This is a genomic window from Flavobacterium ustbae, from assembly GCF_003946915.1.
Classification (GTDB): domain Bacteria; phylum Bacteroidota; class Bacteroidia; order Flavobacteriales; family Flavobacteriaceae; genus Flavobacterium; species Flavobacterium ustbae.
The window spans coordinates 199,028-224,637 of the sequence record NZ_RPOC01000001.1 but is presented as its reverse complement, the minus strand read 5'-3'; the positions used below and the strand labels follow the sequence as shown (position 1 = coordinate 224,637).

Below are 25,610 nucleotides of genomic sequence, written 5' to 3'. Positions count from 1 at the left end.
TAATAATCCCGATGGCTATCGGGACTGAACACTGAGCACTTTTTTTAAGGTACCTCAATCTCGTTAACGATTTTGTTGATAATGTCTACAGAAGTAATGTTTTCTGCTTCTGCTTCGTAAGTGATTCCAACTCTGTGACGCAACACATCGTGAACAACCGCACGAACGTCTTCTGGAATTACATAACCACGACGTTTGATAAAAGCATAACATTTTGCAGCATTAGCCAAGTTGATACTTCCACGAGGAGAAGCTCCAAAACTGATAAGCGGTTTTAAATCGGCTAATTTGTATTTTTCTGGGTAACGTGTTGCGAAAATAATATCTAAGATGTATTTCTCAATTTTTTCGTCCATATAAACTTCACGAACCGCTTCTTGCGCACGTAAAATCTGGTCTACAGAAACTACTGGATTTACTTTTTCGTAAGATCCTTTTAAGTTTTGACGAATTACAAAACGCTCTTCATCAATTTTTGGGTAATCAATAACAGCTTTCAGCATAAAACGGTCAACCTGCGCTTCAGGAAGTGCATAAGTTCCTTCTTGCTCAACTGGGTTTTGCGTTGCTAATACTAAAAACGGACGATCTAATTTGAATGTAGAATCACCAATAGTAACTTGTTTCTCCTGCATTGCCTCTAATAGCGCTGACTGCACTTTTGCAGGCGCACGGTTAATCTCATCGGCAAGTACGAAATTGGCGAAAATCGGTCCTTTTTTAATAGAAAACTCGTTTGCTTTAATGTTGTAAATCATGGTTCCGATAACATCGGCAGGTAATAAATCTGGAGTAAACTGGATACGGCTGAAAGATCCTTGAACCGCTTGCGAAAGCGTATTGATGGCTAAAGTTTTTGCCAAACCAGGAACTCCTTCCAATAAAATATGCCCTTGTCCCAATAATCCGATTAATAGACGCTCGACCATATGTTTCTGACCCACAATAACTTTGTTCATTTCCATTGTAAGAAGGTCTATAAAAGCACTTTCTCTTTCAATTTTTTCATTTATCGCTCTAATGTCTAAAGTCGTTGTATTTTCTTCCATATAAATATTTTTAAAACCTTGATTTTTACGCCTAATTTTTGAGAGTGCAAATTGAATATTTTTTGATAAGTAAGATGTTAAAGAATGGTTAAAACTTCGACCAATGACCTAATTTTAAGGACTAATTGTGAATCTATTTTTATATTTTTAAGAACTTTGATGAATATGTTTTTATAAAGCATATTTATTACCAAAAATAACGCATAACTATTATGAGCAAAACAGTCTTATCGCCTATAATTTCGGGCACTATGAATTGGGGAGTTTGGGATAAAAACCTTACAACCAAAGAAATGGAAAACATGATACAGGTAAGTATCGAAAACAAAATTACGACTTTTGATCACGCCGATATTTACGGCGATTATACCACCGAAGCCGATTTTGGAAAAGCGTTTCACTCAAGTAAAATTGATCGTGAAAAATTACAATTAATTACCAAGTGCGGTATTCAGTTGATTGCTGATAAGCGCCCTGAAAACAAAGTTAAACATTATGATTATTCTAAAGACTATATTATTAAGTCTGTAGAAAAATCTTTGAAAAACTTGAAAACAGACTACGTAGATGTTTTTCTTTTACATAGGCCAAGTCCGTTAATGCAAGCTGATGAAATTGCAGAAGCAGTGGAGAAATTAAAAGGCGAAGGAAAAATTATTGATTTTGGTCTTTCAAATTTTACTAGTTCTCAAACAGATTTAATTCGTAGTAAAACAGAAGTTAGCTATAATCAAGTACAGTTTTCTGCAACGCATTACGAACCTATGTTGGACGGAAGCTTGGATTATATGCAGACACACGGAATTCGTCCGTTATCATGGAATCCGCTTGGGACTGTTTTTAGAGAAGATACTAAGAAAACACGCCGTTTGAAAAAACTGTTTTCTGAATTAGTAGAAAAATATCATTTGGGTTCTGATACTCTATTATTGGCTTGGATTTTAAAACACCCAGCAAAAATAATTCCGATTGCAGGAACAGTAAACATTGCTAGAATTCAATCTTTAATGAAAGCTGTAGAATTGGATATGGATACCCAAGATTGGTTTGCCATCTGGACAGAAAGTATGGGCGACGATGTGCCTTAATTTTTTAAGTGTTCAGTGATCAGTTTTTCAGTGGTCAGTTTAAACTAGATTCTTATCTTTCGCTTTAAGCGAAAAAAATATTTGCCACTCCCGATAGCTATCGGGATAAAAGAATTAGCACAGATTATAAAATCATTTTTAATCCTTTATCCCGATAGCTATCGGGAGTGGCAAAAAATATAAAACACATAGAAACATAGATTTTTTTGAGTTTCTTAAAGGAGGCTTTAGCGTTTCATTTACACATACATATGTGAATTAATGCAAAATAAAATGCCTTTGCACACAAAGAAAACTATGTCTCTATGTGTTAAAAAAAATAATTCAAAAATGAAGAAAACAGCTTTAATTACTGGAGCAACGAGCGGAATCGGGAAAGCAACCGCGCAGATTCTAGCCAAAAATAATTTTAAAATAGTGCTTTGCGGAAGACGTAAAGACCGTTTAGAAGAACTCGAAAAAGAACTTTCAGCTTTTACCGAAGTTCATTCTTTACAATTTGATGTTCGTGACAAAAAAGATGTTTTAGAAAAAATAAGTACTTTACCAACAGATTTTTCCGTTATAGATGTATTGATTAATAATGCAGGAAATGCCCATGGTTTAGATCCGATCCAGAATGGAGATTTGGACGACTGGGATGCCATGATCGATATTAATGTGAAAGGACTTTTGTATGTGTCAAAAGCGATAATTCCGCAGATGGTTGAGAGACAATCTGGACATATTATTAATATCGGTTCAACGGCAGCAAAAGAAGTATATCCAAATGGAAACGTGTATTGCGGTTCGAAACATGCTGTTGATGCGATTACGGCAGGAATGCGAATTGATTTGAATCCGTACGGAATTAGAGTCGGAGGAATTCATCCCGGAATGGTAGCAACAGAATTCAGCGAAGTACGTTTTAAAGGAGACGCCGATCGCGCAGCAAATGTTTATAAAGGATTTGATCCGTTAGTAGCAGAAGATATTGCCGATATCATTCATTTTGTGGTTTCAAGACCATATCATGTAAATATTGCCGATTTGGTTGTAATGAGTACCGCGCAGGCTTCTTCGACGATTGTCAAGAAGAATGTCTAGTTGATGTTTCACGCAAAGGCGCAAAGTTTTTTAAACACATAGAAACATAGATTTTCTTTGTGTTGAAAGGCATTTCATTTAGCATGAATTCATCCCGATGCTTCGGGACTATGTTTGTTGTGATAAGTGAAACGCCTTTTTATAGATTTCAACAATCTATGATTCTATGTGTTTTAAAAAATAAAATTTGTGGAATTAGTGTACTTAGTGGCAAACAAAAAAAAAGAGAATGATCAATAAACGCCTTTTAATTAAAAATCTACTCGCTCATAATGACGAAAGCAGTTTTTATGATAAAAAAAGGCAGTTGAATCTTCATTCGAGAGAAGGAAAAGGCAAATTCTTAAAACACATTTGCGCTTTATCCAATTCCAACCCAAATAATAATTCTTATATCGTTGTTGGAGTAGAAGATCAGGATAACGAAATTGTCGGCGATGACTTTTTTGACGACAGCCGAATTCAGAATCTGGTCAATGCTTTTCTAGAAAATCCACCGAAAATTCAATACGAAAATGTTCCTTTTCCTAATCTTCCAAAAGACAAAGTAATCGGTTTGGTTACTATCAAGCCTAAAAACAAGATCTCTTATTTTAAAAAAGGAATTCATACGATTCTTGCCAATAGCGTTTTTGTGAGGCGCGGCAGTAATTCAATTCCGTTAGAAGAACACGAGGAAGTTGAGAAAAATTACCAAAATACCGAAACGGTAATCGGAATTGAAAATAGTTCCAGAAACAGTATTCAGTATACTCTTGATGGCGTGATCGATTTTATGAATTTCAGACATAAAGATATGTCTCCGAAATATCGTGTTTTTAAAGAATTATTTGTGATTTGCTGGGCGGGTGTCCCCAAAACAATGAGAGATAAAACCTTCTTGTCTCGAGTAGATATCGAATTGATTAATGAACAAATCAAGCTATTTTATTCGGCGCAAGATGTTGTTACGATCGAATTTAATGATGATACTTTTACTATTACAGAATATGTTCCTTTAGGATTAAATGATAAAACAAGTTATTATCCGTTAGAAGAACAAACGATTCACTTTTTTGATAATGGATATTATAAGATTGATCGGCAGATGCTTTTTCAACCGCCAGAATTTAACCGAAAAATGCTGTACCATATTTATAACTCCAATATGGCTCTGCTGGCAAAACTTCAAAAAGAAATTGCATTGTCTGATCGTGAAATGAAAGATCTAGAAAATCTTCCTTCTACTTTTATGATTTGTTATTTGAATGGTTTTGAAGATGCAAGACAGAAATTAATAGATGCCAAATTATTTTTAAAGCCATATAAAAATATTTATTCTTCTTTTAAAGAGGCTTTGCGAATATTGCGTAAAATGAAATATGATGTGCAGTAAGGCAAAGTCTCAAAGATTCAAAGAAACAAAGTTACAGAGGTTTTCTGTAGAGACACACTGTAGTTTGTCTTAGCTGTAGTTTTCTATAAAAACGTTTTCAATTTTTTTAAGGTTGTCATTTTCTTCAAAATGTAAATGACGCATTTCGTTTACATAGAACTTTTCTATAAAAATTTTTATGATATACATGACTTCAGCTCTATTGTCACTATTAATTAGAAGCTCTTTTACTAAATAGTTGCTTAGTTTTAGTTTCTGATTTTTATATTGATCGAGCATTAATGTAGAATCAGAATCTTTGTGTATAAGAATCATTTTATCAACCTTATCTATTTCTTCAATTAGATCTAAAATGTGATATAATTTATTGTCTTTCATTTGATAAGAATTAAAAATTTATTTCTAAAAAGCCCTTTGATAACTTATTTCCTCTTATTCTTCTTGTTTTTGTAAATCGATCAAGCCAATAAGCTTTATCACTCAAAAATCTAATATTATGTTTATGGCCTTGGGGATAAACTTCAATTATATAGGCGTCGACACCATAAAGAATTTCTGAGTTCGGGTATTTAAAATCATCTAACTTTGATCCTAATTTATCTACCAATTCATAGTCTAAAATGTAATGAAATCTATATCGCCTGGATTATTTTTTTTAGTTACAAAAGAACCATTTATCCATTGATGTAATTCTTGTAAGTTACATACTTTTTTAAAATCTTCATTATATTTAATATATGCATTGAAAATTTCCACTCTTTTTTCAGAAGATGTTTTTATTACAAATTCATTTTTAAACTCTTCAAAGGTGGAACTAATCTTGTTATCTGGTACAAGTAAACCTGAATTATTGAAAGTTAACATAGATAAATATTAAATTTCAAATGTACAGATAATTTTATATTTAAGAAATTTCTTTCTTTTTTTATTATTCAAAATTCAAATATTTCTTTACTTCCTCATACGAAAACAAAAGCTCTTTTGGGCCATCTGCATAAGATGCGGCTTCATAAGAATTGTAAAATAAAAGTAAACCGTCTGAAGTATAGAAAATGTTTTGAGGCAGTTGAAATTTATCATTTTCAAACATTAAGCCTGTGGCATTAATATTTGCTTTTTCAGGAATTTTGTATTTGGTTCTGAATGCCTTTTCGGCGAAAGCCTTAAATTCTTTTTCGTTTTTAAATAACTGTTTATTGAAGATCGTTTTTCCAGTTTTTCGATCAAATAATAAAGAGCGATAGCCTTGATATCCGTGGGCGCCTCCGGTAAAAGTATAATGATCTATTTTTAGATTTAAAATCTGTTCTGATTGAAATTCTACATTTCCAATTATTTTAGCTTCCCAACCAAAGGTATCTTCAGGAAATTTCTCGTGCATTTCTTCATAAGAAGAAATAAAAGATTTTGACAATGACTGATAATCGTTAACCTTTGTTGAATCTTCACCAAAAAAGACAATCTCTTTAATTACATTAAAAACCTTTTTATTAATACTGTCGGCGACTATTTTCTGTTTTTTTGCAATCGGAATCTCCATGGTAATTACAGGGCAATCTTTCTCGCATGGAAGATTTGATTTTTCTTCAAAGGTCTCTTTTTCAAATGAAAGTTCTTTATTGCAGCCCGAAAATAAAAGCAGTAAAAAGATATAAAATGGATATTGTTTCATGTCACGAAATGTTAATTATATAAAAAGAAAAAGAAGTGGAGCTATAACAAATTAAATTAAAAGGTAAATTTGTATTCTAAAATTACGATTTTTAAAACATAAATCAAAAAAATCGCGAATATCAACAAATTTGTTGAGAAGAAATATTTAAAATAAATTTTATTTATATGAAATTCAATACCAAAGTTATACACGGAGGACAGCATCATGATCCGTCTACTGGGGCGGTTATGCCACCGGTGTATCAAACATCGACATTTGTACAAACAAGTCCAGGAAAACCTCTGGCAGATTATGAATATAGTAGAGCTTCTAATCCTACTCGTACCGCTTTGGAAGAGGCCTTGGCAAGCATTGAAAACGGAACTCGCGGACTGGCATTTTCATCTGGTCTTGCCGCTACAGATTGCGTTTTAAGATCGTTTAAAGCTGGAGACGAAATCATTGCAATGGATGATTTATATGGCGGAACATATAGAATGTTTTCTCGTGTTTATAAAGATTCTGGAATTCTATTTCACTTTGTTGATATGACAAATGTCGAAAAATTGAAAAGCCTAATCAACGAAAATACGAAGTTAATCTGGGTAGAAACGCCGACAAATCCGCTAATGAAATTGGCAGATATTCAGCAAATAGCAAAAATTACAAAGGAGAAAAAAATTCTTCTTGCAGTTGATAATACTTTTGCAACGCCTTATTTACAGAAACCATTAGATTTAGGAGCAGATATTGTAATGCATTCGGCAACAAAATATTTAGGAGGACACTCAGATGTTATTGCAGGAGCATTAATCGTAAAAGATGCAGCACTTGGAGAGCAATTGCACTTTCAGCAATTTGCGACAGGCGCAACGCTTGGTCCAATGGATAGTTTTTTGGTTTTAAGAGGAATCAAAACTTTGGCTTTAAGAGTTCAGAGACATTGCGAGAATGGAGAAAAAGTGGTTGAATATTTGAGTAAACATCCTAAAATTAAAACGGTTTATTATCCAGGTTTAGAGAATCACCCGTTTCATGAAATAGCCAAAAAGCAAATGAAAGCTTTTGGCGGAATGGTTTCTTTTGATTTTAAATCGGGAAAGAAAGAAGATTCTATCGCGTTTTTAGAGAAACTGAAAGTATTTACATTGGCAGAATCTTTGGGCGGAGTAGAATCGTTAGCGAATCATCCAGCTTTAATGACACATGCTTCTATTCCTGCAGATAAAAGAGCCGAAGTTGGTATTACCGATGATTTGGTTCGATTAAGTGTTGGTATTGAAGATGCAGAAGATTTAATTGCAGATTTAGAACAGGCGCTTTCTTAACGAAAGAAATTTCGAAATACAAAATCCCAAATTCCATTTTTAATCTTGGAATTTGGGATTTTGTATTTTGGAATTTGAAATATTTCTAGAATTCTAAATAGTAGATATATCCAAAGTTAAACCAAACCTGCCAATCGTTAGATTTGTTTTCTTTGTAAATGTCCTTATTAGGATTTAATCCGTCAATCCAGTCAGAGTTATACATCTGAAAACGAGTTTCAAACATTAAATCGCTCATTTCTGTTAGTTTGTAATGAACTCCGACAGCAGCTGTTGCAGACAAAGCTATACCAGTTTCTGTAGAAAATCCATGTGCACGTCCATCAGATGGAGTTAAGTATTTTCCTGGAGTAATTCCGGGTAATGTAATGTCGCCTAAATGAGATCCAATTTTTGTTGAATAATAATTGACTTGAAAACCTAAACTCCCGTACGGACTGAAGCTACCAATTGTGTTTTCATAATCGTGAATTTTCATAAAGGGAGAAAATTCTAGTTGAGCTCCTAAACCTAATACACTAGAACTGGCGTGCATATTTTTTAATTGCTGGGCAAATAATCCGTTAGGCTTGTTTTCTACCCATTGTCCAAAATGTTTTAAAGTGGTTTTGCTATAAGAAAGATCTGTTCTAACTTTAAAATGCTCTGTAAAAAAGCTTTCTCTATTATTATTAGAAGAAAAGTTAATAAAGTGCATGATTCCGACACCAAAACCGGTGTTTCCTACATTGGTATCGAAGTTGTTTCTTTCGCCAAAATCAGACTGTAAAGTAACTGGTCCGGCATAGATTCCGATTTCTTGAGCTAATCCTTGTGAAGATACGGCAGTAGATATACCGAACAAGGCAAGCAATGTGATAAATAGGGGTTTAGACATTTTTTAGGGCTTACAAATCATGGCAAATATATAAAAAACATACTCGATTCAAAATATTAAATTGTTGTATTGAAAAATAAGTAGCAAAATACTTAATTTACTAACTTTTAAAAGGTCTTTTGCATGTAAACACCTACATGTAAAATGTCTTTTTTTGTAATGTTTGAAAAAAACACAAATCGTTTCGAAAAAGTGAAAATTATAACATCGAATCATTATTTGATATATCTTTGTCTGTTAAAACGAAAACGTTTTCTTAAATAGAATTTCTTATTTTTATAAGAGTAAAGATTAAATCTAAATTATCTGAAAAATTTATTTCAAAGATGGAACAAAAAATAAATGAATTTATGGCTCTGGTTGAGTCAAAAAATCCAAATGAGCCAGAATTTCTTCAAGCAGTTAGAGAATTTGCAGAAACTGTAATTCCCTTTATATCTGAGCGTAAAAAGTATGATGGTAAGAATATACTTCTGAGAATTGCAGAACCGGAACGTTCTATCATTTTTAGAGTTCCGTGGGTAGATGATAAAGGTGAAATCATCGTGAATAGAGGTTTCAGAATTCAAATGAATTCTGCAATCGGACCTTACAAAGGAGGAATCAGATTTCATCATTCTGTGAATTTATCTGTTTTGAAATTTTTGGCTTTCGAACAAGTATTCAAAAATAGTTTGACTACACTTCCGATGGGAGGTGGAAAAGGAGGTTCTGACTTTGATCCAGAAGGAAAATCTGATGGTGAAATTATGCGTTTCTGCCAGTCATTCATGACAGAGTTATGCCGTCATATTGGCCCAGATCTTGACGTTCCTGCTGGAGATATTGGTGTTGGAGCAAGAGAAATTGGTTACTTATTTGGACAATACAAAAGAATTAGAAATGAATTTACTGGAGTTTTAACTGGAAAAGGTTTGGCTTACGGAGGTTCATTAATTAGACCAGAAGCTACAGGATATGGAGTAGTTTACTTTACAGACCAAATGCTTCGTACAATTGGCCACGAAATTAAAGGAAAAAGAGTTGCAATTTCTGGTTTCGGAAATGTAGCTTGGGGAGTGGCGCTAAAAGTAAATGAGTTAGGCGGAAAAGTAGTTACTATTTCTGGTCCTGACGGTTATATCTACGATGAAGAAGGTATTTCTGGAGAAAAAATTGACCATATGCTCGAAATGAGAGCAACGGGTGACAATAAAGCAGAAAGATACTTAGAGAAGTATCCAAATGCTGTTTTCCACAAAGGAAAAAGCCCATGGGAAGTAAAAGTAGACATCGCAATTCCATGTGCTACTCAAAACGAGTTGAACGGAGAAGATGCTCAGAAGTTAATTGATAATGGCGTTTTATGTGTGACTGAAGCGGCTAACATGCCTTCTACACTAGAAGCTATTAAACTTTTCTTAGATAATAAAGTATTGTTCGCACCAGGCAAAGCTGCAAATGCTGGAGGTGTTGCGGCGTCTGGATTAGAAATGACTCAAAACTCAATCCGTTTAAACTGGACTAGTGAAGAGGTAGATTTGAGATTGAAAGAAATCATGATCGGAATTCATAACCAATGTAAAAAATATGGTGCAGAAGAAGACGGATATGTGAACTACGTAAAAGGAGCAAACATTGCCGGATTTGTAAAAGTTGCCGATGCTATGCTTGCACAAGGTGTAGTTTAAGATTTAATTACAATAATTGGAAATGCCCTCGTTATCTTTAAGATATCGAGGGTATTTTATTTGGACTAAAAATTAAATGAAATCTCGTTTGTACTATATTTGTCTATTCGAATACATTAAATGATGAAAAAAATATTTTTCTGCGGTTTCTTTTTACTACTCATTCAGTTTTGCGAGGCGCAAAGCAAACTCTCTTGGCAGGGATATTTTTCATTTAATGAAATAAAAGACGTTTCAGAATCGGCTACTACTGTTTTTGCGGCTTCAGAAAATGCTTTGTTTTCAAGAAATGCTTCAACAAATATTCTAAAATCGACCACTACAGTTGATGGCCTATCAGGTCAGACAATTTCTGCAGTTTATTATAGTGAAGCTTTCAAAAAAACAATAATCGGATACGAAAATGGTTTGATGATTTTGGTTAATGATGCTGACGGAAGTATTTTAAAAGTGGTGGATATCATTAACAAACAACTGCCGGCAAATACTAAAAAGATCAATCATTTTATGGAAAATAATGGATTGATATATGTTTCTTGCGATTTCGGAATTGTTCAGTTCAATCTTAAAACCTCGCAATTTGGAGATACTTATTTTATTGGTGATAATGGTGCAGAGATTAGTGTAAAACAAACTACCTGGTTTAATGGTTTTATTTTTGCAGCAACATCAAGCGGTATTAGAAAAGCTGACAGCGCCAACACAAATCTTATAGATTATAAGCAATGGTCAATTGTAAATGGAGGAGATTGGTCTAGTGTTGAAGCATTGGATACAGAACTTATTGCAGTAAATACCTCGGGGTATATTCATAGATTTAATTCAAATAACTTTGTAGGTTTTCTTCAATTGCCTCAAGCCGCTGTCGATATGAGGGCAAAAAATCATAATTTATTTGTTACCACTGCCAATACCGTTTATGTATATAATAATCAAATGGTATTGAATCGGCAAATTGCAAATTCTCAGGTTTTAGATAATACCTTGAATTTTAGTTGCGCAACCGCTGTTGGGAATCAGATTTTTATCGGAACAAAAGAAAAAGGAATGTTTTTTTCTGATTTGAATAATGCTACTGTTTTTGAAAATACAACACCTAGCGGCCCTGTTCGAAACAATATTTTTGCTATTGATGCAGGTTCGAGTGTTTTATGGACAGTTTACGGAGATTACGATGTTACTTATAATCCTTATCCGTTAGATAATTATGGAATTAGCAGTTATAATGCGTCAGGATGGCTGAATATTCCTTACTCCGAAGTTTACGATGCAAAATCAATTACAAGAGTTTTAGTGAATCCGAACAACGAAAAACAGGTTTACGCAAGTTCTTTCTTCTCAGGATTATTAAAAATTGAAAATGATTTGCCTAGTTCATTATATAATGAAAAAAACAGCGGTTTAGAATCCATTACAACTGAAGGTCCAAATTACATCGATGTTCGTATCAATGCAACAGTTTTTGATAAAACAGGAAATCTGTGGGTAACAAACAGCCGTATTAAAAACGGATTAAAAGTTTTGAAAACCAATGGACAATGGGGAAGTTATGCAATGACATCGATTTTGGATAACGCAGAAGAAGAGAACTATTCAAGTATTGCGGTAGATCGAAATAACGTAAAATGGATTGGAACTTATAAAAATGGAGTTGTTGGGTTTAATGAAACAACTAATGCATTCAAAAAAATGACTATTGGGGCAGATGCGGGTAATTTGCCAATTGCTGATGTTAGAACAATAGCTTTAGATACAAAAAATCAGCTTTGGATTGGTACAACAAAAGGCTTGAGAGTGTTGTCCAATGTTTCGAGTTTTCAATCAGAAAGTCAGCTAAAAGCAAATCCTATTATCATTACAGAAGACGATTTGGCTCAAGAATTATTGTATGAGCAGTTTGTTACTTCTATAGCAGTAGATGGCGCAAACAATAAATGGATCGGAACAGCAGATTCTGGAGTTTTCATGGTTTCGCCAAATGGACAGGAAACTAAATATCATTTTACCATAAATAATTCGCCATTGCCAAGCAATTACATAAACGATATTAAAATAAATGCCAAAACAGGCGAAGTTTTTATTGCAACCAATAAAGGATTAGTTTCTTTTAATGGAATTGCAACAGAAGCAAATGATGATTTAAGCCATGTATATGTTTATCCAAATCCAGTGCGCCCAACATACTCTGGAACCGTTAAAGTTGCGGGATTGATTGATAAAGCCAATGTAAAAATTACAGACATTGAAGGAAATTTAGTCTACGAAATAACTTCTTCTGGAGGAACAATTGAATGGGATACAACCGCTTTTGGTAAATACAAAGTAGCTTCTGGAGTTTATATGGTTTTTATTTCGGCAGAAGACGGAGGAGAAACCAAAGTAAAAAAAGTGATGATAATTCGGTAGTCATCAGTGTTCAGTTTTTAGTAAAAACCTGAAACTTGAAACCTGAAACCTGAAACAAAAAAACAAAAAAAAGTGCTCGTCAAAACCAAAGCCATAGTAATTTCGTCTCTAAAATTTCAGGAAAAAAGCTTGATTGTAAAATGCTTTACACTTTCTAGCGGACTGAAATCTTATTTTGTGCGCGATGCTTTTTCTAGCAGAAAGGCAAGTCAGAAGATTGCATATTTTCAGCCTTTTTCAATTTTAGAAATAGAAGCGGTTCATAAAAACAAAGGCACTTTAGAAAATTTTAAAGAAATAAAAAGTGCAGTTCCGTTTCAGAGTATTCATACCGATATTGTAAAAAGTACGATGGTTATGTTTCTTTCAGAAATGTTGCATTATTCCATTCAGGAAGAAGAAAAAAATGAACAGCTTTTTTTGTTTTTAGAAACGGCATTAACATGGCTCGATCATCATGATGAAATTTCAAATTTTCACCTTATTTTGCTTTTAGAAATAACCAAATATCTTGGGTTTTATCCTGATGTTTCGGAAATTGATTTGCCTTTTTTTGAAATAAATGAAGGGGTTTTTACCCTTTTTCAAAAAGGGAATGTATTATCAGAACATGAAACAAACTTGTTTAAAAAATTGCTTGATCTAAAATTTGACAATGATCAGAAAATTTTTCATGTTGTAGAAAGACAAATTCTTCTTAGAATTTTAATTGATTATTATAGTCTGCATCTCGAAGGATTCAAAAAACCTAAATCTTTAGAGATTTTAAAAGAAGTTTTCTCTTAAAGACATCTAAAAGCAAAAAAATATTGCGGAATCTACTCGAAATTTCCTGAAATCGGTCTTTTTTCTGTCATCTTTTATCTATTTTCCTCAAAATTCCTTACTTTCGCACCTCGTTTAAGAAAAGGATAAAATGAGTACAAAATTTACTGAATACAAAGGACTTGACTTACCAACGGTAGCGTCTGAAGTTCTTGATTTTTGGAAGAAAGAAAATATATTTGAAAAGAGTGTAACAACTCGCGAAGGTGCTGAACCTTACGTATTTTTTGAAGGTCCGCCTTCAGCAAACGGATTACCAGGAATTCACCACGTAATGGCACGTGCGATTAAAGATATTTTTTGCAGATATAAAACTCAAAAAGGTTTTCAGGTAAAAAGAAAAGCCGGATGGGATACTCACGGTTTGCCTGTAGAATTGGGTACCGAAAAAGAATTAGGAATTACAAAAGAAGATATTGGTAAAACAATTTCTATCGAAGAATATAACGAAGCGTGTAAAAAAACCGTTATGCGTTATACAGACGTATGGAACGATTTGACTGAAAAAATGGGGTATTGGGTAGATATGGAAGATCCGTATGTGACTTATAAACCAAAATATATGGAATCTGTTTGGTGGCTTTTGAAACAAATTTATGATAAAGGTTTGTTGTACAAAGGATACACGATTCAGCCGTATTCTCCAAAAGCAGGAACAGGATTGTCTTCTCACGAAGTAAATCAGCCGGGAGCTTACCGTGATGTAACGGATACTACAATTGTAGCGCAGTTTAAAACGCTTCCTGAAACTTTACCTTCATTCTTGCAAGGTTTTGGAGATATCCACATTTTAGCCTGGACGACAACGCCTTGGACATTGCCTTCAAATACTGCTTTGACAGTTGGGCCAAAAATCGATTATGTTTTAGTAAAAACTTTCAATCAATATACTTTTGAGCCAATCAATGTGGTTTTGGCTAAAAATTTAGTTGGAAAACAATTCGGAAAAGGATTTTTCTTAAGTGAAGACGACGCTGATTTTGACAATGTGAAAAATGGCGACAAAAAACTTCCATACAAAATCTTAACCGAAGCAAAAGGAGCAGATTTAGTAGAAATCCGTTACGAGCAATTACTGCCTTACGTATTGCCTTATGAAAATGCTGAAAATGCCTTTAGAGTAATTTCAGGAGATTTCGTAACTACAGAAGACGGAACAGGAATTGTGCATACAGCGCCGACTTTTGGTGCAGACGATGCTAAAGTAGCAAAAGAAGCAAAGCCAGAAGTGCCGCCAATGTTGGTTTTGGACGAAGATGGAAATGCAGTGCCTTTAGTAGATTTACAAGGAAAATTTACGTCTCATTTAGGAGATTTAGCCGGTAAATATGTTAAGAACGAATATTACGATGCAGGACAAGCTCCAGAGAAATCTGTAGATGTTGAGATCGCTATTCGTTTAAAAGAAGAAAATAAAGCCTTTAAGGTTGAAAAATACGTGCACAGTTATCCGCATAGTTGGAGAACAGATGAGCCGTTGCTGTATTATCCCCTAGATTCATGGTTTATTAAAGTAACCGATGTAAAAGATAGAATGTTCGACCTGAACGAAACTATCAACTGGAAACCTAAATCTACTGGTGAAGGACGTTTTGGAAACTGGCTTAAAAATGCCAACGACTGGAACTTATCTCGTTCTAGATATTGGGGAATTCCGTTGCCAATCTGGAGAACTGAAGACAAAAAAGAAGAAGTTCTGATTGGTTCTGTTGAAGAATTATACAATGCAATCGAAAAATCGATTGAAGCTGGTTTCCAGAAAGAAAACCCATTTAAAGGTTTCGAAATCGGAAACATGTCAGAGTCTAATTATGATTTAATCGACCTGCACAAAAATGTTGTTGATGAAATTACTTTAGTTTCGGCTTCAGGAAAGCCAATGAAACGCGAAAGTGATTTGATCGACGTTTGGTTTGATTCTGGAGCAATGCCTTATGCACAATGGCATTATCCTTTTGAAAACAAAGATAAAATTGACGAAAACAAAGATTTTCCAGCCAATTTTATTGCTGAAGGAGTAGACCAGACGCGTGGATGGTTTTACACTTTACACGCAATCGGAACTTTGGTTTTTGATAAAGTTGCCTATAAAAATGTTGTTTCTAATGGTCTTGTTTTGGATAAAAACGGACAAAAGATGTCTAAACGTCTTGGTAATGCAACAGATCCTTTTGAAACAATTGCAGAATACGGTCCAGATGCTACACGTTGGTATATGATTTCAAATGCAAATCCGTGGGATAACTTGAAATTTGATATCGAAGGAATAGCTGAGGTTCGCCGTAAGTTCTTTGGAACACTATACAATACGTATTCGTTCTTCTCGTTATATGCAAACATTGACGGATTTAAGTATGCTGAGGCTGAAATTCCGTTAAACGAAAGACCAGAAATCGACCAGTGGATTATTTCTGAATTACATTCATTAATCAAATTTGTTGATGAGTGTTACGAAGATTATGAGCCTACAAAAGCAACAAGAGCTATTTCTGACTTCGTTCAAGAGAATTTGAGTAACTGGTATGTTCGTTTATGCCGTCGTCGTTTTTGGAAAGGAGAATACGCAAAAGATAAAATTGCTGCTTACCAAACGCTTTATACTTGTTTGCTTACAATCAGTAAATTAAGTGCTCCGGTCGCTCCGTTTTTTATGGATAAATTGTACCGTGATTTAACAGCTTCGACGGGAACCGAGGATTTTGCTAGTGTTCACTTGGCTGAATTCCCAAAATTTGTCGAAAACTTTGTTAATAAAACGTTGGAAAGCAAAATGCAGAAGGCGCAAACCATCTCATCTTTGGTTTTATCACTTCGTAAAAAGGAAATGATAAAAGTGCGTCAACCTCTGCAAAAGGTAATGATACCGGTACTTGACGAGAATCAGCGTGCTGAAATCGAAGCAATTTCTGACCTTGTAAAAGCTGAGGTTAACGTTAAAGAAATCGAACTTTTAGACGATGCTTCTGGTATTTTGGTAAAACAAATTAAACCTAATTTTAAGGCGCTTGGACCACGTTTTGGTAAAGATATGGGCTTGATTTCTAAGGAAATACAAGGTTTTTCTGCAGAACAAATCAATCAGTTGGATAAGCAGGGAACGCTAGATATTGTTATTTCTGGAAATAATGTAACTTTATCCTTAGAAGACGTCGAAATAACATCGCAGGATATCGAAGGCTGGTTGGTTGCAAATTCAAACGGAATTACTGTTGCGTTAGATATTACAATTAACGAAGAATTGAAAAACGAAGGAATTGCGAGAGAATTAGTAAACAGAATTCAGAATATCCGTAAAGATTCCGGATTTGAGGTTACAGATAAAATTAAAGTTCAACTTAAAAGGAACGGCCTTTTAGAAGAGGCAGTTTCAAAAAACGAAGACTATATTAAGTCAGAAACATTAACTGAAGATTTGGTTTTTGTAGACGAACTAGAAAACGGCACAGAAATTGAGTTTGATGATATTAAAACAGTGATATTAATTTCAAAATAAAGTATAAATACCATGATAGATGAAATTACAAGATACTCTGATGCAGATTTAGCAGAGTTCAAAGAGATAATCCAGGCAAAAATAAAAAAAGCACAAGAAGATCTTGATTTGATCAAAAGTGCCTATATGAACGATTTAAATAACGGAACCGACGATACGTCTCCAACTTTCAAAGCTTTTGAAGAAGGAAGCGAAACGATGTCGAAAGAAGCAAACTCTCAATTGGCAATTCGTCAAGAGAAGTTTATTCGTGACTTAAAAAACGCTTTATTCCGTGTTGAAAATAAAACATATGGTATTTGCAAGGTAACAGGTAAATTAATTAGCAAAGAAAGGCTTAAAATCGTTCCTCATGCAACAATGAGTATCGAAGCTAAAAATTTGCAACGATAAATAAGCGTAGAAATACGTGAGAAAAAACACTCCTTTAAGGGGTGTTTTTTTTGTTTAATGTTTAACTATGAGCATGTTTACTGCTAAATTGTTTCTTTGAAAGAAATTATTTATGATTAATCAAGTTAAAATTAAATGGAGATTATAAATTTTGTAAGAATCAATTTTGATTTTATATACTACCTATTTTTTGCTTTTTGAATAAAAAAAACCGTCTTAAAGAAGACGGTTTATGGTGAATTTAAATTAAGAAATTAAGCTAGGTTTTTTTCAACTTCAGCTTTATGTTTTCTTAAAATAGCTCTAGTCATACCTAAATTAGCTTTTGAAGCATCAGCGGCCAGATAGATCATAAATTTTTTGTTTGGAGAAATGTCAATAATGTGAATTTGATTAGAAAGCGTAATCAAAATATCTTCAATGTCTTGATTTAAACCTAAGGCTTTTACGGCACTCAATTTGGCTTTTACTACTTCTAAGTTATAAGCTGCGGCAAGTTCTGGGTCAAAACCTGGGTCAACAGTTAAATTTCCGAAACTTAATCCAGATTCAATTTCTGTTACCGCTACAGCGATAAAGCCGTTTACGTTAGTTTTCATTTCATTTAAAAACACGTTTAAAAAGTCATTGCTCATAGTTTATTTGGGTTATTTGTTAATAGAATTTTTATTTTAATAAAGAATTTTTACTTAATTCGGCAGAAACTTCTTCAGTAGAGCGCATCAATAAGGCAAGATTGCTTCCTTCTTTAGAAAAAGCAACAATAAAATTAGAGCCGCTTATTTTGTTTCCCACAATAACGCCTTCAGCGCTTTTGAGATATAATTGTTTTAATGAGCCTTTTTCTAAATCAATTAAGAATTTTTCGCTCATTGATAAAATTGCTGCGCTCATTGCGGCAATACTGTCTCCGTAATCGAGGTTAAGTGAGGTGATTAGTTTGCCTTTTCCATTTAAAATTAAAGCAGCAGTAGATTTTGTGCTGACAAGAAAGTCATTAAGAGTAGTTGTGATTTCATTCATGATTTGTAGGATTTTTGGGGGAATGTTAAATTCAGTTTGTTTTGGTATTGTTTTTACAAAATTATTGAACTTGTGCTAAACAAGTGTTAATTTTTATTAACAAATATAAATTAAATTATGTATCATTGTAGTACCAAATCAGTAATAATTTAAATTATTTACTATAAAAAACTTACATTATGGCTAAAGTGTTGAAATTTAAAGAGATAAACTCTGATGTAGAGCGTAGAATGAAAGAGTTTGAAAAACTGCGTGTTAAGTTTAAAGCTGATGTAAAAAAAGGAGAAGCTAAGAAATTAGCAGCAGGGAAAGAAAACAAGGGAATCTTTAAGTCGATCTCAGAATTCTTTTCCGACAGTCCGAAAACGCCAGCAAAAGCTGCCGTTAAAAAGTAAACTTTACATGGTTTAGATTAGCAGTTAAACTTGTTTAGTTTGTTACAAAAGAATTAACGCTCCTTTAGGAGCGTTTTTTTTGATTTAATTGTTATTTTTGCCCATCAAAAAATCATAAAATGTCATTACGAAAAGCGTATTTCCTTATATTCTTAGTTTTAATTGTTGATCAGCTTTCTAAAATCTATGTCAAAACAAATTTCGTTCTTGGTGAAGAATTTGTAATTGCCGATTGGTTTAGAATTCATTTTATTGAAAATGAAGGAATGGCTTGGGGAACAAAAATACCTGGAGAATACGGAAAATTAATTTTGACAGTATTCAGAATTTTTGCTGTTGTCGGAATTGGCTGGTGGCTTTCTGATTCTGTAAAAAAACGTCATTCAACTTATTTAATAGTAGCTATTGCATTAATCTTTGCAGGCGCAGCAGGAAATATTATAGATTCTGTTTTTTACGGAGTTATTTTTGATGACAGTACACATAACTTGGCAACTATTTTCTCTCCAGCTCCATACGGAACTTGGTTTCATGGTCTGGTAGTAGATATGTTTTATTTTCCTATTTGGGAAGGTGAGCTTCCATCTTGGTTGCCGATATTTGGAGGAAAACATTTTGCTTTCTTTAATGCTATTTTTAATGTAGCCGATGTGGCAATTTCTACAGGTGTAGGTATACTTTTGGTTTTCAACAAAAGAGCTTTTCCAAAACACTAAAATATTTAAAATTCCAAATAGATAAAATTCCAAATTCCAATATCTATAATGCTCCTTGCTGTAGATATTGGAATTTGGAATTTTTAATTATTGGGATTTAATTTTTTATTATCTTATTTTTACGATATAAAAAATCAAAATTATGCAAAGTCCGTCTTTTTCTATTTATGATGCTTCTGCGGGATCAGGAAAGACGTATACTTTGGTAAAAGAATATTTAAAGATTATTCTTTCTTCTCCAAAAAACGATGCATACCGAAATATTCTAGCGATTACTTTTACCAACAAAGCGGTTCATGAAATGAAAAGCCGTATTGTTGGAAACTTGTCTGAATTTGCAAAAGACGATCCATCTTCAAAAGCAGCCGATTTAATGGAAGATTTGTCACGAGAAACTGGACTTTCAATCATTAAAATTAAAACCAAATCGCAACAAATCATTAAGCACTTAATTCATAATTATGCAGCTTTTGATATTTCTACCATTGACAAATTTACCCATAAAGTAATTCGTGCTTTTGCGCACGATCTTAATCTTCCGATGACTTTTGAAGTTACTTTAGATACTGAGAATTTATTGGTCGAAGCGGTTGATGCGATTATTGCTCAAGCGGGAGAAGATGAAACATTGACCAAATTGCTCATCGATTTTACAATGGAAAAAACCGATGATGATAAAAGTTGGGATGTTTCGCGAGAAATTCTCGATACTGGTAGATTGGTTTTGAATGAAAATAATCGAAATGAAATTCTTCATTTTCAAAACAAAACAATCGAAGAGTTTGTTGAGATCAAAAAGAAAATGCAGGCGCTTTGCAAAGAACTGGAAGAAGTTAACGAAGGTCTTGCAACTAAAGCAATCGATTTGATTGATAAAAACGGCATTGACCCGAAATCATTCTCTAGAGGAACTTTTCCAAATCATTTACAAAGTATTCGAGATGGAAAATTCAATCCGAAAAATAAAACCTTTCATGAGTTTGATGATATTGCGATTAATAAAACGGCAAAAGATCGAGCATTAATTGAAAATATTATCCCAGACTTGCTTCAAATCTTAAAAGAGGTTTACCAAAACTTTGAAAAAAGAGATTTTTATAAAGCTTTCTTAAAAAATATAACACCGCTTTCTTTGTTGAACACGGTAAGTAACGAATTGGCGAAAATTCAGTCAGAACAGAATGTTTTGTCCATATCAGAATTCAATGCCATTATTCATCGCGAAATTCAGAATCAGCCGGCGCCATTTATTTACGAGCGTTTAGGAGAGCGTTATAGAAATTTCTTTATTGATGAATTTCAAGATACATCAGAAATGCAATGGCAAAATCTTATTCCGCTGATTGATAACTCGCTTTCTGGTTTAGATGATTTAGGAAATAAAGGAACTCTGATGATTGTTGGAGATCCGAAACAGTCTATTTATCGCTGGCGCGGAGGTAAAGCAGAACAGTTTATTGAGTTGAGTAAAGATGTAAACCCTTTTAATAACCCCGATAAACAGATAAGACATCTGAATACCAATTATCGAAGTTATAGTGAAGTAATTGAATTTAATAATGCTTTTTTTAAGTTGATTTCTAGCGAATTTTCAAATGAAGATTATAAAGATTTGTATGAAAATCATAGTTTTCAAAACGCAAATTCTAAAAAAGGCGGTTATGTCAATATTTCTTTTCTTCCTATAGCTGATAAAAATGAATCTGCAGATGAAGAAGAGATTATCGAAAAGTCGGATTTGTATGTTTTGGCAACTTTAGATACAATTCACGAAGTACTTAAGCAAGGTTTTGAATATAAAGACATTGTAATCTTGACTAGGAAAAGAGATCAAGGAATTGCAGTGGCAAATTATTTGACAGAACAAGGAATTCCTTTACTTTCTTCAGAAACTTTGATGATTCAAAATGCATCAGAAGTTCGTTTGATTATTCATCTTCTCCGATATTTAAATAATAATGCTGATTTAGAATCAAAAGCCAACTTTTTGCATTTTTTGGCTTCCAATAAAGATTTGGAAATGCCTGTTCACGATTTTATTGCAATGGGAATGAATCACAGGTTTGAAAAAGAGTTTGAAGAATGGCTGTTAACTTTTGATGTTTTGTTTTCTTTTGAAGATGTTCGAAAAAAATCTTTGTATGAGGCGGTTGAAATTATTATTTCTAGATTTATTCTGCCTTTTGAAGGGAATGCTTATATTCAGTTTTTTCTAGATATAGTTTTAGAAAGGGACATTCGGAATCAATCGGGAGTGGCAGATTTTTTAGTTTTTTGGGATAAAAATTCGGAAAAATTTAGTATTCCGTCTCCAGAAGGAAATAATGCGGTTCGAATTATGACCATTCATAAATCAAAAGGATTGGAATTTCCAGTTGTAATTATGCCTTTTGCAGATGAAGATTATAATCGGAAGCCAAAAGATAAATTGTGGTTAGATACAGACGAAATAGATTTGGGGGTTCCAAAAGCTTTAGTTGATAATAGCAGCGCGGTTGAAAGTTTTGGTGAAAGTGCATCGGCAGTTTTTAATCTGAAAAAACAAGAAGAGCTTTTAGATAATATTAATGTATTGTACGTTGCTCTAACTCGCGCTGAAGAACAATTATATGTGATTTCGCAATCATTAAAGCCTAAAAATGAGGGCGGATATCCAAATAATATGGCTTCTTTTTTTATTAAATATTTAATCGATCAAGGAGTTTACGACGAAGAAAAATTGAATTACGAATTTGGAAATAAAAACAGACTCTCAAAAGCGACAAAAACAGTTGACACAGTTAAATCGATTCCGATTGTTAGGGAAGTTTTAAATCCAAAAAACATTAAAATAGCCCAGCGTGAAGCTTTGATGTGGGGGACGCATCAACAAGAGGCTATTTCATATGGAAATATTGTTCATGAGATTTTGGCTTTTGTTAAAGATAAGTCAGATGTTCATTTAGCGGTGACGAAATCTATTGAGAATGGTCTGATAACTTATGACCAGCTCGATAAAGTGCAGCAAACTTTAAATGAAATTGTAAATCATCCCGAACTTAATGTTTGTTTTGATGGAAAACATACTATTTTAAATGAACAAACTATTGTTCAAAAAGAAGGAAGAATTCTGAAGCCAGATCGAGTCGTGTTTTTAGAAAGTAAAGAAGCTTACTTATTGGATTATAAAACGGGTGCTGTTAATGCTAAATATCAGCAGCAAATTCAGGAGTATCAAGATGCAATTGAAGATTTGGGATATACAGTTTTGAAAAAAGCTCTGGTATATATTGGAACAGAAATAGAAGTGGTAAATTTGTGAAAAAATTAATCAGATGTTAAAGAAAAAACGAAGCTTTATTATGGTTAAGTTGTTAATTTTTAACGTTTTAAATAAATAAAAAATGTACGGTAAAATAAAAGAACATCTGCAAAGCGAGCTGCAGACAATCGAAGAAAATGGGATTTTTAAGAGGGAGCGTATTATCACTTCTCCACAAGGTGCAGAAATTAAAATTTCGACAGGAGAGACAGTATTGAATTTTTGTGCTAATAACTATTTGGGACTTTCTTCACACCCAGAAGTAGTGCAGGCAGCAAAAGATGCAATGGATACACATGGTTTTGGAATGTCTTCTGTCCGCTTTATATGCGGAACACAAGATATTCATAAAAAATTAGAGAAAAAAATAGCAGATTTTTATGGTACAGAAGATACTATTTTATACGCTGCCGCTTTTGATGCCAATGGAGGAGTTTTTGAACCTTTGTTAGGAGAAAATGATGCAATTATTTCGGATAGTTTAAATCACGCTTCTATTATTGACGGAGTTCGTTTGTGTAAAGCGGCACGCTACCGTTATGAAAATAACAATATGGAAGATTTGGAGCAACAGTTAATTAAAGCAAATGAATCTGGTGCTCGATTTAAACTAATTGTTACAGACGGAGTCTTTTCTATGGATGGTCTTGTTGCACCTCTAGATAAAATTTGTGATCTAGCTGATAAGTATGATGCTATGGTTATGGTTGATGAGTGCCATGCGGCTGGTTTTATTGGAGCTACAGGCAAAGGAACTCTTGAAGCAAAAGGAGTGATGGGAAGAGTGGATATCATTACCGGAACTCTTGGCAAAGCCTTAGGTGGCGCAATGGGAGGATATACTACTGCCAAAAAGGAGATAATTGAGCTACTGCGTCAAAGATCTAGGCCGTATCTGTTTTCAAATTCTTTAGCACCTGCAATTGTAGGAGCTTCCATAAAAGTTTTTGAATTATTAGAAAATGACACTGCTTTGCGTGATAAATTGGAGTGGAATACCAACTATTTTAAAGAAGGTATGAAGAAAGCTGGATTTGATATAATAGACGGCGATTCTGCAATTGTTCCCGTAATGTTATACGATGCAAAACTATCTCAGACTATGGCAAACGAACTGTTAAAAGAAGGGATTTATGTTATTGGATTCTTCTTTCCCGTAGTGCCAAAAGATAAGGCCAGAATACGTGTTCAGCTGTCTGCAGCGCACGAAAAAGAGCACTTGGACAAAGCTATAAATGCCTTCACAGTTGTCGGTAAAATGTTAAAAGTTATATAATTACCACTTTGGTCAAATTTTTGTAGGTTTTTTTTAACATTTCATTTTGTATTTAAAAAATTTGGTGTTACTTTTGCTTGTAATTAACTAAATTGTAATTAAAAAAATTAAGTATGAAACATCTTAACAAACTTTTAGTTGCTGTATTGATGGCGATGGGTTTAAATGCTCACGCGCAAGACAGTAACAATCCATGGGCGATCTCTTTCGGGGTTAATGCTGTGGATACTAGAACAAGTTCAGGTTCAGGAAGTGGATTTTTTGATCAGCACTTCTCTCAGCCATTTGCAGTAAAAGATAACTGGAATATTCTTCCTTCTTTATCTTACATTGGAGTAAACAGATACGTAGGTAGCGGTTTCTCTGTTGGATTACAAGGATCTGTAAACAAAATTGATAAAGCTGTATACTTCAGACCAACTGCTCCAGGGCACGACGGAAGAGGTAACGTAGTAACTAACCCTGGTGACTTAATGTACTACGGAATTGATGCTACTATCAAGTATAGCTTCCAAGAATTAATCAAATCTAAAGTAATTGATCCTTCGTTATCTGTTGGTGGAGGTTATACTTTCCTAGGTGATGATAGTTTTGGAACTGTGAATCCAGGAGCTGGAATTACTTTCTGGTTTACAGATGCTATTGGTCTTGAGCTTGCTACAAGATATAAATGGGCTGTAGCTGCAGGTTCAGGAGATAATCCTGGAAGAAATGACTACAATGGAGAAATTGATACTCCTTCTCATTTCCAACATACTGCAGGTTTGATTTTCAAATTCGGAGGTAAAGATACTGACGGAGATGGAATCTATGACAAAGATGATGCTTGTCCAGATGTTGCAGGTTTAAAACAATTCAACGGATGTCCTGATACTGACGGAGACGGAATCGTTGATGCTTCTGATGCTTGTCCAGATGTATTTGGTTTAGCTGCATTAAACGGATGTCCTGATACTGACGGAGACGGAATTGCTGATAAAGATGATGCTTGTCCAGATGTTGCTGGTTTAGCTGCTTTAAAAGGTTGTCCTGATACTGACGGTGACGGAATCGCTGATAAAGATGACAAATGTCCTACAGTTGCTGGTCCTAAAGAAAATGGTGGATGTCCATTCTTAGACGCAGACAAAGATGGTGTTGCTGACAAAGATGACGACTGTCCTACAGTTGCAGGTCCTGCTAGTAACAGAGGATGTCCAGAAGTAACTTCTGAGGCGTTAGAAGATCTTAAAGTTCAAGCTAGAGCGGTATACTTTAACTCTGGAAAAGCTACTTTCAAATCTGGAGACAAAGAAACTCAAGCTAGATTAGATGCTATTAAAGAAATCCTTAAAAACTATCCAAACGCGAAATTCTCTATTGAAGGACACACAGATAGTACAGGTTCTGCTAAAATCAACCAAAAACTTTCTGAGGACAGAGCTAAAGCTGTAATGGATGCATTAGTTCAAAGAGGTGTTAACCCAGAGAACTTAGAGTCTAAAGGATTTGGTGCTAGCCAGCCAGTTGCAAGTAACAAAACTGCTGCAGGTAAAGCTCAAAATAGAAGAACTGAAATTAGACACATTGGTTCTAAATACCAAGGTAAACTATAATTAGTTTCTAAATAAATACTAAAAGCCATTCTTAATTGAATGGCTTTTTTTATTTTTATC

The 25,610-nt window shown here is 33.9% G+C and carries 22 protein-coding genes; 14 read left to right on the top strand and 8 right to left on the bottom strand.

Annotated elements, in window-relative coordinates:
* Nucleotides 1-44: 44 nt before the first annotated feature.
* The gene (locus EG814_RS01020; protein ID WP_125718014.1) at nucleotides 45-1,049 is read right to left on the bottom strand and encodes an AAA family ATPase; all 1,005 of its coding nucleotides are present in this window, start codon (nucleotides 1,047-1,049) and stop codon (nucleotides 45-47) included.
* A 212-nt stretch (nucleotides 1,050-1,261) separates the two neighbouring features.
* Here EG814_RS01020 and EG814_RS01015 point away from each other — a divergent pair, with 212 nt between their 5' ends.
* The 3 genes from EG814_RS01015 to EG814_RS01005 all read left to right on the top strand — a co-directional run bounded on the left by EG814_RS01015 (nucleotide 1,262) and on the right by EG814_RS01005 (nucleotide 4,598).
* Entirely contained in the window at nucleotides 1,262-2,137 is an 876-nt protein-coding gene (locus EG814_RS01015) for an aldo/keto reductase (RefSeq protein WP_125718012.1), read from the top strand.
* A gap of 330 nt (nucleotides 2,138-2,467) precedes the next feature.
* Nucleotides 2,468-3,223 carry an SDR family NAD(P)-dependent oxidoreductase gene (locus EG814_RS01010; RefSeq protein WP_125718010.1) on the top strand — a complete coding sequence of 252 codons (756 nt, stop codon included), beginning with the start codon at nucleotides 2,468-2,470 and terminating at the stop codon, nucleotides 3,221-3,223.
* 229 nt (nucleotides 3,224-3,452) lie between these two features.
* Nucleotides 3,453-4,598, top strand: a complete 1,146-nt coding sequence (locus tag EG814_RS01005; protein WP_125718009.1) for an ATP-binding protein — start codon at nucleotides 3,453-3,455, stop codon at nucleotides 4,596-4,598.
* 69 nt (nucleotides 4,599-4,667) lie between these two features.
* Here EG814_RS01005 and EG814_RS01000 read toward each other — a convergent pair whose 3' ends face one another.
* The 4 genes from EG814_RS01000 to EG814_RS00990 all read right to left on the bottom strand — a co-directional run bounded on the left by EG814_RS01000 (nucleotide 4,668) and on the right by EG814_RS00990 (nucleotide 6,270).
* The gene (locus EG814_RS01000) at nucleotides 4,668-4,976 is read right to left on the bottom strand and encodes a hypothetical protein (RefSeq protein ID WP_125718007.1); all 309 of its coding nucleotides are present in this window, start codon (nucleotides 4,974-4,976) and stop codon (nucleotides 4,668-4,670) included.
* Between the two features lie 10 nt (nucleotides 4,977-4,986).
* Nucleotides 4,987-5,205, bottom strand: a complete 219-nt coding sequence (locus EG814_RS21325; protein WP_394343505.1) for a DUF6932 family protein — start codon at nucleotides 5,203-5,205, stop codon at nucleotides 4,987-4,989.
* A gap of 8 nt (nucleotides 5,206-5,213) precedes the next feature.
* A complete protein-coding gene (locus EG814_RS00995) occupies nucleotides 5,214-5,462 on the bottom strand; it encodes a DUF6932 family protein (RefSeq protein WP_125718005.1) in 249 nt (82 codons plus the stop codon).
* A gap of 64 nt (nucleotides 5,463-5,526) precedes the next feature.
* Nucleotides 5,527-6,270, bottom strand: coding sequence for a DUF3298 and DUF4163 domain-containing protein (locus tag EG814_RS00990; RefSeq protein WP_125718003.1), 744 nt, complete (start codon nucleotides 6,268-6,270; stop codon nucleotides 5,527-5,529).
* Nucleotides 6,271-6,437: 167 nt separating this feature from the next.
* Between EG814_RS00990 and EG814_RS00985 the strand changes: the two genes are divergently transcribed.
* Complete coding sequence (locus EG814_RS00985; RefSeq protein ID WP_125718001.1) at nucleotides 6,438-7,580, top strand: cystathionine gamma-synthase; 1,143 nt, start codon at nucleotides 6,438-6,440, stop codon at nucleotides 7,578-7,580.
* Nucleotides 7,581-7,665: 85 nt separating this feature from the next.
* On the opposite strand, the gene EG814_RS00980 is transcribed toward EG814_RS00985, so the two are convergent.
* A complete protein-coding gene (locus EG814_RS00980; protein ID WP_125717999.1) occupies nucleotides 7,666-8,457 on the bottom strand; it encodes a THC0290_0291 family protein in 792 nt (263 codons plus the stop codon).
* A gap of 326 nt (nucleotides 8,458-8,783) precedes the next feature.
* Between EG814_RS00980 and gdhA the strand changes: the two genes are divergently transcribed.
* From gdhA to EG814_RS00955, 5 genes are all read left to right on the top strand, one after another.
* Nucleotides 8,784-10,127, top strand: coding sequence for an NADP-specific glutamate dehydrogenase (gdhA, locus tag EG814_RS00975; RefSeq protein WP_125717997.1), 1,344 nt, complete (start codon nucleotides 8,784-8,786; stop codon nucleotides 10,125-10,127).
* A gap of 123 nt (nucleotides 10,128-10,250) precedes the next feature.
* Nucleotides 10,251-12,533, top strand: a complete 2,283-nt coding sequence (gene porZ, locus EG814_RS00970) for a type IX secretion system anionic LPS delivery protein PorZ (RefSeq protein ID WP_125719067.1) — start codon at nucleotides 10,251-10,253, stop codon at nucleotides 12,531-12,533.
* Between the two features lie 72 nt (nucleotides 12,534-12,605).
* Nucleotides 12,606-13,319, top strand: coding sequence for a DNA repair protein RecO (gene recO / locus EG814_RS00965; RefSeq protein ID WP_125717995.1), 714 nt, complete (start codon nucleotides 12,606-12,608; stop codon nucleotides 13,317-13,319).
* Between the two features lie 130 nt (nucleotides 13,320-13,449).
* Nucleotides 13,450-16,851, top strand: a complete 3,402-nt coding sequence (ileS, locus tag EG814_RS00960; protein WP_125717993.1) for an isoleucine--tRNA ligase — start codon at nucleotides 13,450-13,452, stop codon at nucleotides 16,849-16,851.
* 12 nt (nucleotides 16,852-16,863) lie between these two features.
* Nucleotides 16,864-17,244 carry a TraR/DksA family transcriptional regulator gene (locus EG814_RS00955; RefSeq protein WP_012022792.1) on the top strand — a complete coding sequence of 127 codons (381 nt, stop codon included), beginning with the start codon at nucleotides 16,864-16,866 and terminating at the stop codon, nucleotides 17,242-17,244.
* A 254-nt stretch (nucleotides 17,245-17,498) separates the two neighbouring features.
* Here the strand turns inward: EG814_RS00955 and EG814_RS00950 are convergent, their stop codons facing one another.
* Nucleotides 17,499-17,879, bottom strand: a complete 381-nt coding sequence (locus tag EG814_RS00950) for a hypothetical protein (protein ID WP_125717991.1) — start codon at nucleotides 17,877-17,879, stop codon at nucleotides 17,499-17,501.
* 31 nt (nucleotides 17,880-17,910) lie between these two features.
* A complete protein-coding gene (locus EG814_RS00945) occupies nucleotides 17,911-18,267 on the bottom strand; it encodes a roadblock/LC7 domain-containing protein (RefSeq protein WP_091494460.1) in 357 nt (118 codons plus the stop codon).
* 179 nt (nucleotides 18,268-18,446) lie between these two features.
* Between EG814_RS00945 and EG814_RS00940 the strand changes: the two genes are divergently transcribed.
* The 5 genes from EG814_RS00940 (at nucleotide 18,447) to EG814_RS00920 (ending at nucleotide 25,550) form a co-directional block, all read left to right on the top strand.
* Nucleotides 18,447-18,662, top strand: coding sequence for a hypothetical protein (locus tag EG814_RS00940; protein ID WP_125717989.1), 216 nt, complete (start codon nucleotides 18,447-18,449; stop codon nucleotides 18,660-18,662).
* A 119-nt stretch (nucleotides 18,663-18,781) separates the two neighbouring features.
* The gene (locus EG814_RS00935) at nucleotides 18,782-19,378 is read left to right on the top strand and encodes a lipoprotein signal peptidase (RefSeq protein WP_125717987.1); all 597 of its coding nucleotides are present in this window, start codon (nucleotides 18,782-18,784) and stop codon (nucleotides 19,376-19,378) included.
* Nucleotides 19,379-19,520: 142 nt separating this feature from the next.
* The gene (locus tag EG814_RS00930; RefSeq protein WP_125717985.1) at nucleotides 19,521-22,679 is read left to right on the top strand and encodes a UvrD-helicase domain-containing protein; all 3,159 of its coding nucleotides are present in this window, start codon (nucleotides 19,521-19,523) and stop codon (nucleotides 22,677-22,679) included.
* Between the two features lie 82 nt (nucleotides 22,680-22,761).
* Entirely contained in the window at nucleotides 22,762-23,955 is a 1,194-nt protein-coding gene (gene kbl, locus EG814_RS00925; RefSeq protein WP_125717983.1) for a glycine C-acetyltransferase, read from the top strand.
* A gap of 113 nt (nucleotides 23,956-24,068) precedes the next feature.
* The gene (locus tag EG814_RS00920; protein WP_125717981.1) at nucleotides 24,069-25,550 is read left to right on the top strand and encodes an OmpA family protein; all 1,482 of its coding nucleotides are present in this window, start codon (nucleotides 24,069-24,071) and stop codon (nucleotides 25,548-25,550) included.
* Nucleotides 25,551-25,610 lie beyond the last annotated feature (60 nt).

Excerpts from the sequence above, each read along its gene's own strand:
- EG814_RS01020 (WP_125718014.1), bottom strand. The coding sequence starts at position 1,049 with ATGGAAGAAAATACAACGACTTTAGACATTAGAGCGATAAATGAAAAA.
- EG814_RS01015 (WP_125718012.1), top strand. The coding sequence starts at position 1,262 with ATGAGCAAAACAGTCTTATCGCCTATAATTTCGGGCACTATGAATTGG.
- EG814_RS01010 (WP_125718010.1), top strand. The coding sequence starts at position 2,468 with ATGAAGAAAACAGCTTTAATTACTGGAGCAACGAGCGGAATCGGGAAA.
- EG814_RS01005 (WP_125718009.1), top strand. The coding sequence starts at position 3,453 with ATGATCAATAAACGCCTTTTAATTAAAAATCTACTCGCTCATAATGAC.
- EG814_RS01000 (WP_125718007.1), bottom strand. The coding sequence starts at position 4,976 with ATGAAAGACAATAAATTATATCACATTTTAGATCTAATTGAAGAAATA.
- EG814_RS00995 (WP_125718005.1), bottom strand. The coding sequence starts at position 5,462 with ATGTTAACTTTCAATAATTCAGGTTTACTTGTACCAGATAACAAGATT.
- EG814_RS00990 (WP_125718003.1), bottom strand. The coding sequence starts at position 6,270 with ATGAAACAATATCCATTTTATATCTTTTTACTGCTTTTATTTTCGGGC.
- EG814_RS00985 (WP_125718001.1), top strand. The coding sequence starts at position 6,438 with ATGAAATTCAATACCAAAGTTATACACGGAGGACAGCATCATGATCCG.
- EG814_RS00980 (WP_125717999.1), bottom strand. The coding sequence starts at position 8,457 with ATGTCTAAACCCCTATTTATCACATTGCTTGCCTTGTTCGGTATATCT.
- gdhA (WP_125717997.1), top strand. The coding sequence starts at position 8,784 with ATGGAACAAAAAATAAATGAATTTATGGCTCTGGTTGAGTCAAAAAAT.
- porZ (WP_125719067.1), top strand. The coding sequence starts at position 10,251 with ATGAAAAAAATATTTTTCTGCGGTTTCTTTTTACTACTCATTCAGTTT.
- ileS (WP_125717993.1), top strand. The coding sequence starts at position 13,450 with ATGAGTACAAAATTTACTGAATACAAAGGACTTGACTTACCAACGGTA.
- EG814_RS00955 (WP_012022792.1), top strand. The coding sequence starts at position 16,864 with ATGATAGATGAAATTACAAGATACTCTGATGCAGATTTAGCAGAGTTC.
- EG814_RS00950 (WP_125717991.1), bottom strand. The coding sequence starts at position 17,879 with ATGAGCAATGACTTTTTAAACGTGTTTTTAAATGAAATGAAAACTAAC.
- EG814_RS00945 (WP_091494460.1), bottom strand. The coding sequence starts at position 18,267 with ATGAATGAAATCACAACTACTCTTAATGACTTTCTTGTCAGCACAAAA.
- EG814_RS00940 (WP_125717989.1), top strand. The coding sequence starts at position 18,447 with ATGGCTAAAGTGTTGAAATTTAAAGAGATAAACTCTGATGTAGAGCGT.
- EG814_RS00935 (WP_125717987.1), top strand. The coding sequence starts at position 18,782 with ATGTCATTACGAAAAGCGTATTTCCTTATATTCTTAGTTTTAATTGTT.
- EG814_RS00930 (WP_125717985.1), top strand. The coding sequence starts at position 19,521 with ATGCAAAGTCCGTCTTTTTCTATTTATGATGCTTCTGCGGGATCAGGA.
- kbl (WP_125717983.1), top strand. The coding sequence starts at position 22,762 with ATGTACGGTAAAATAAAAGAACATCTGCAAAGCGAGCTGCAGACAATC.
- EG814_RS00920 (WP_125717981.1), top strand. The coding sequence starts at position 24,069 with ATGAAACATCTTAACAAACTTTTAGTTGCTGTATTGATGGCGATGGGT.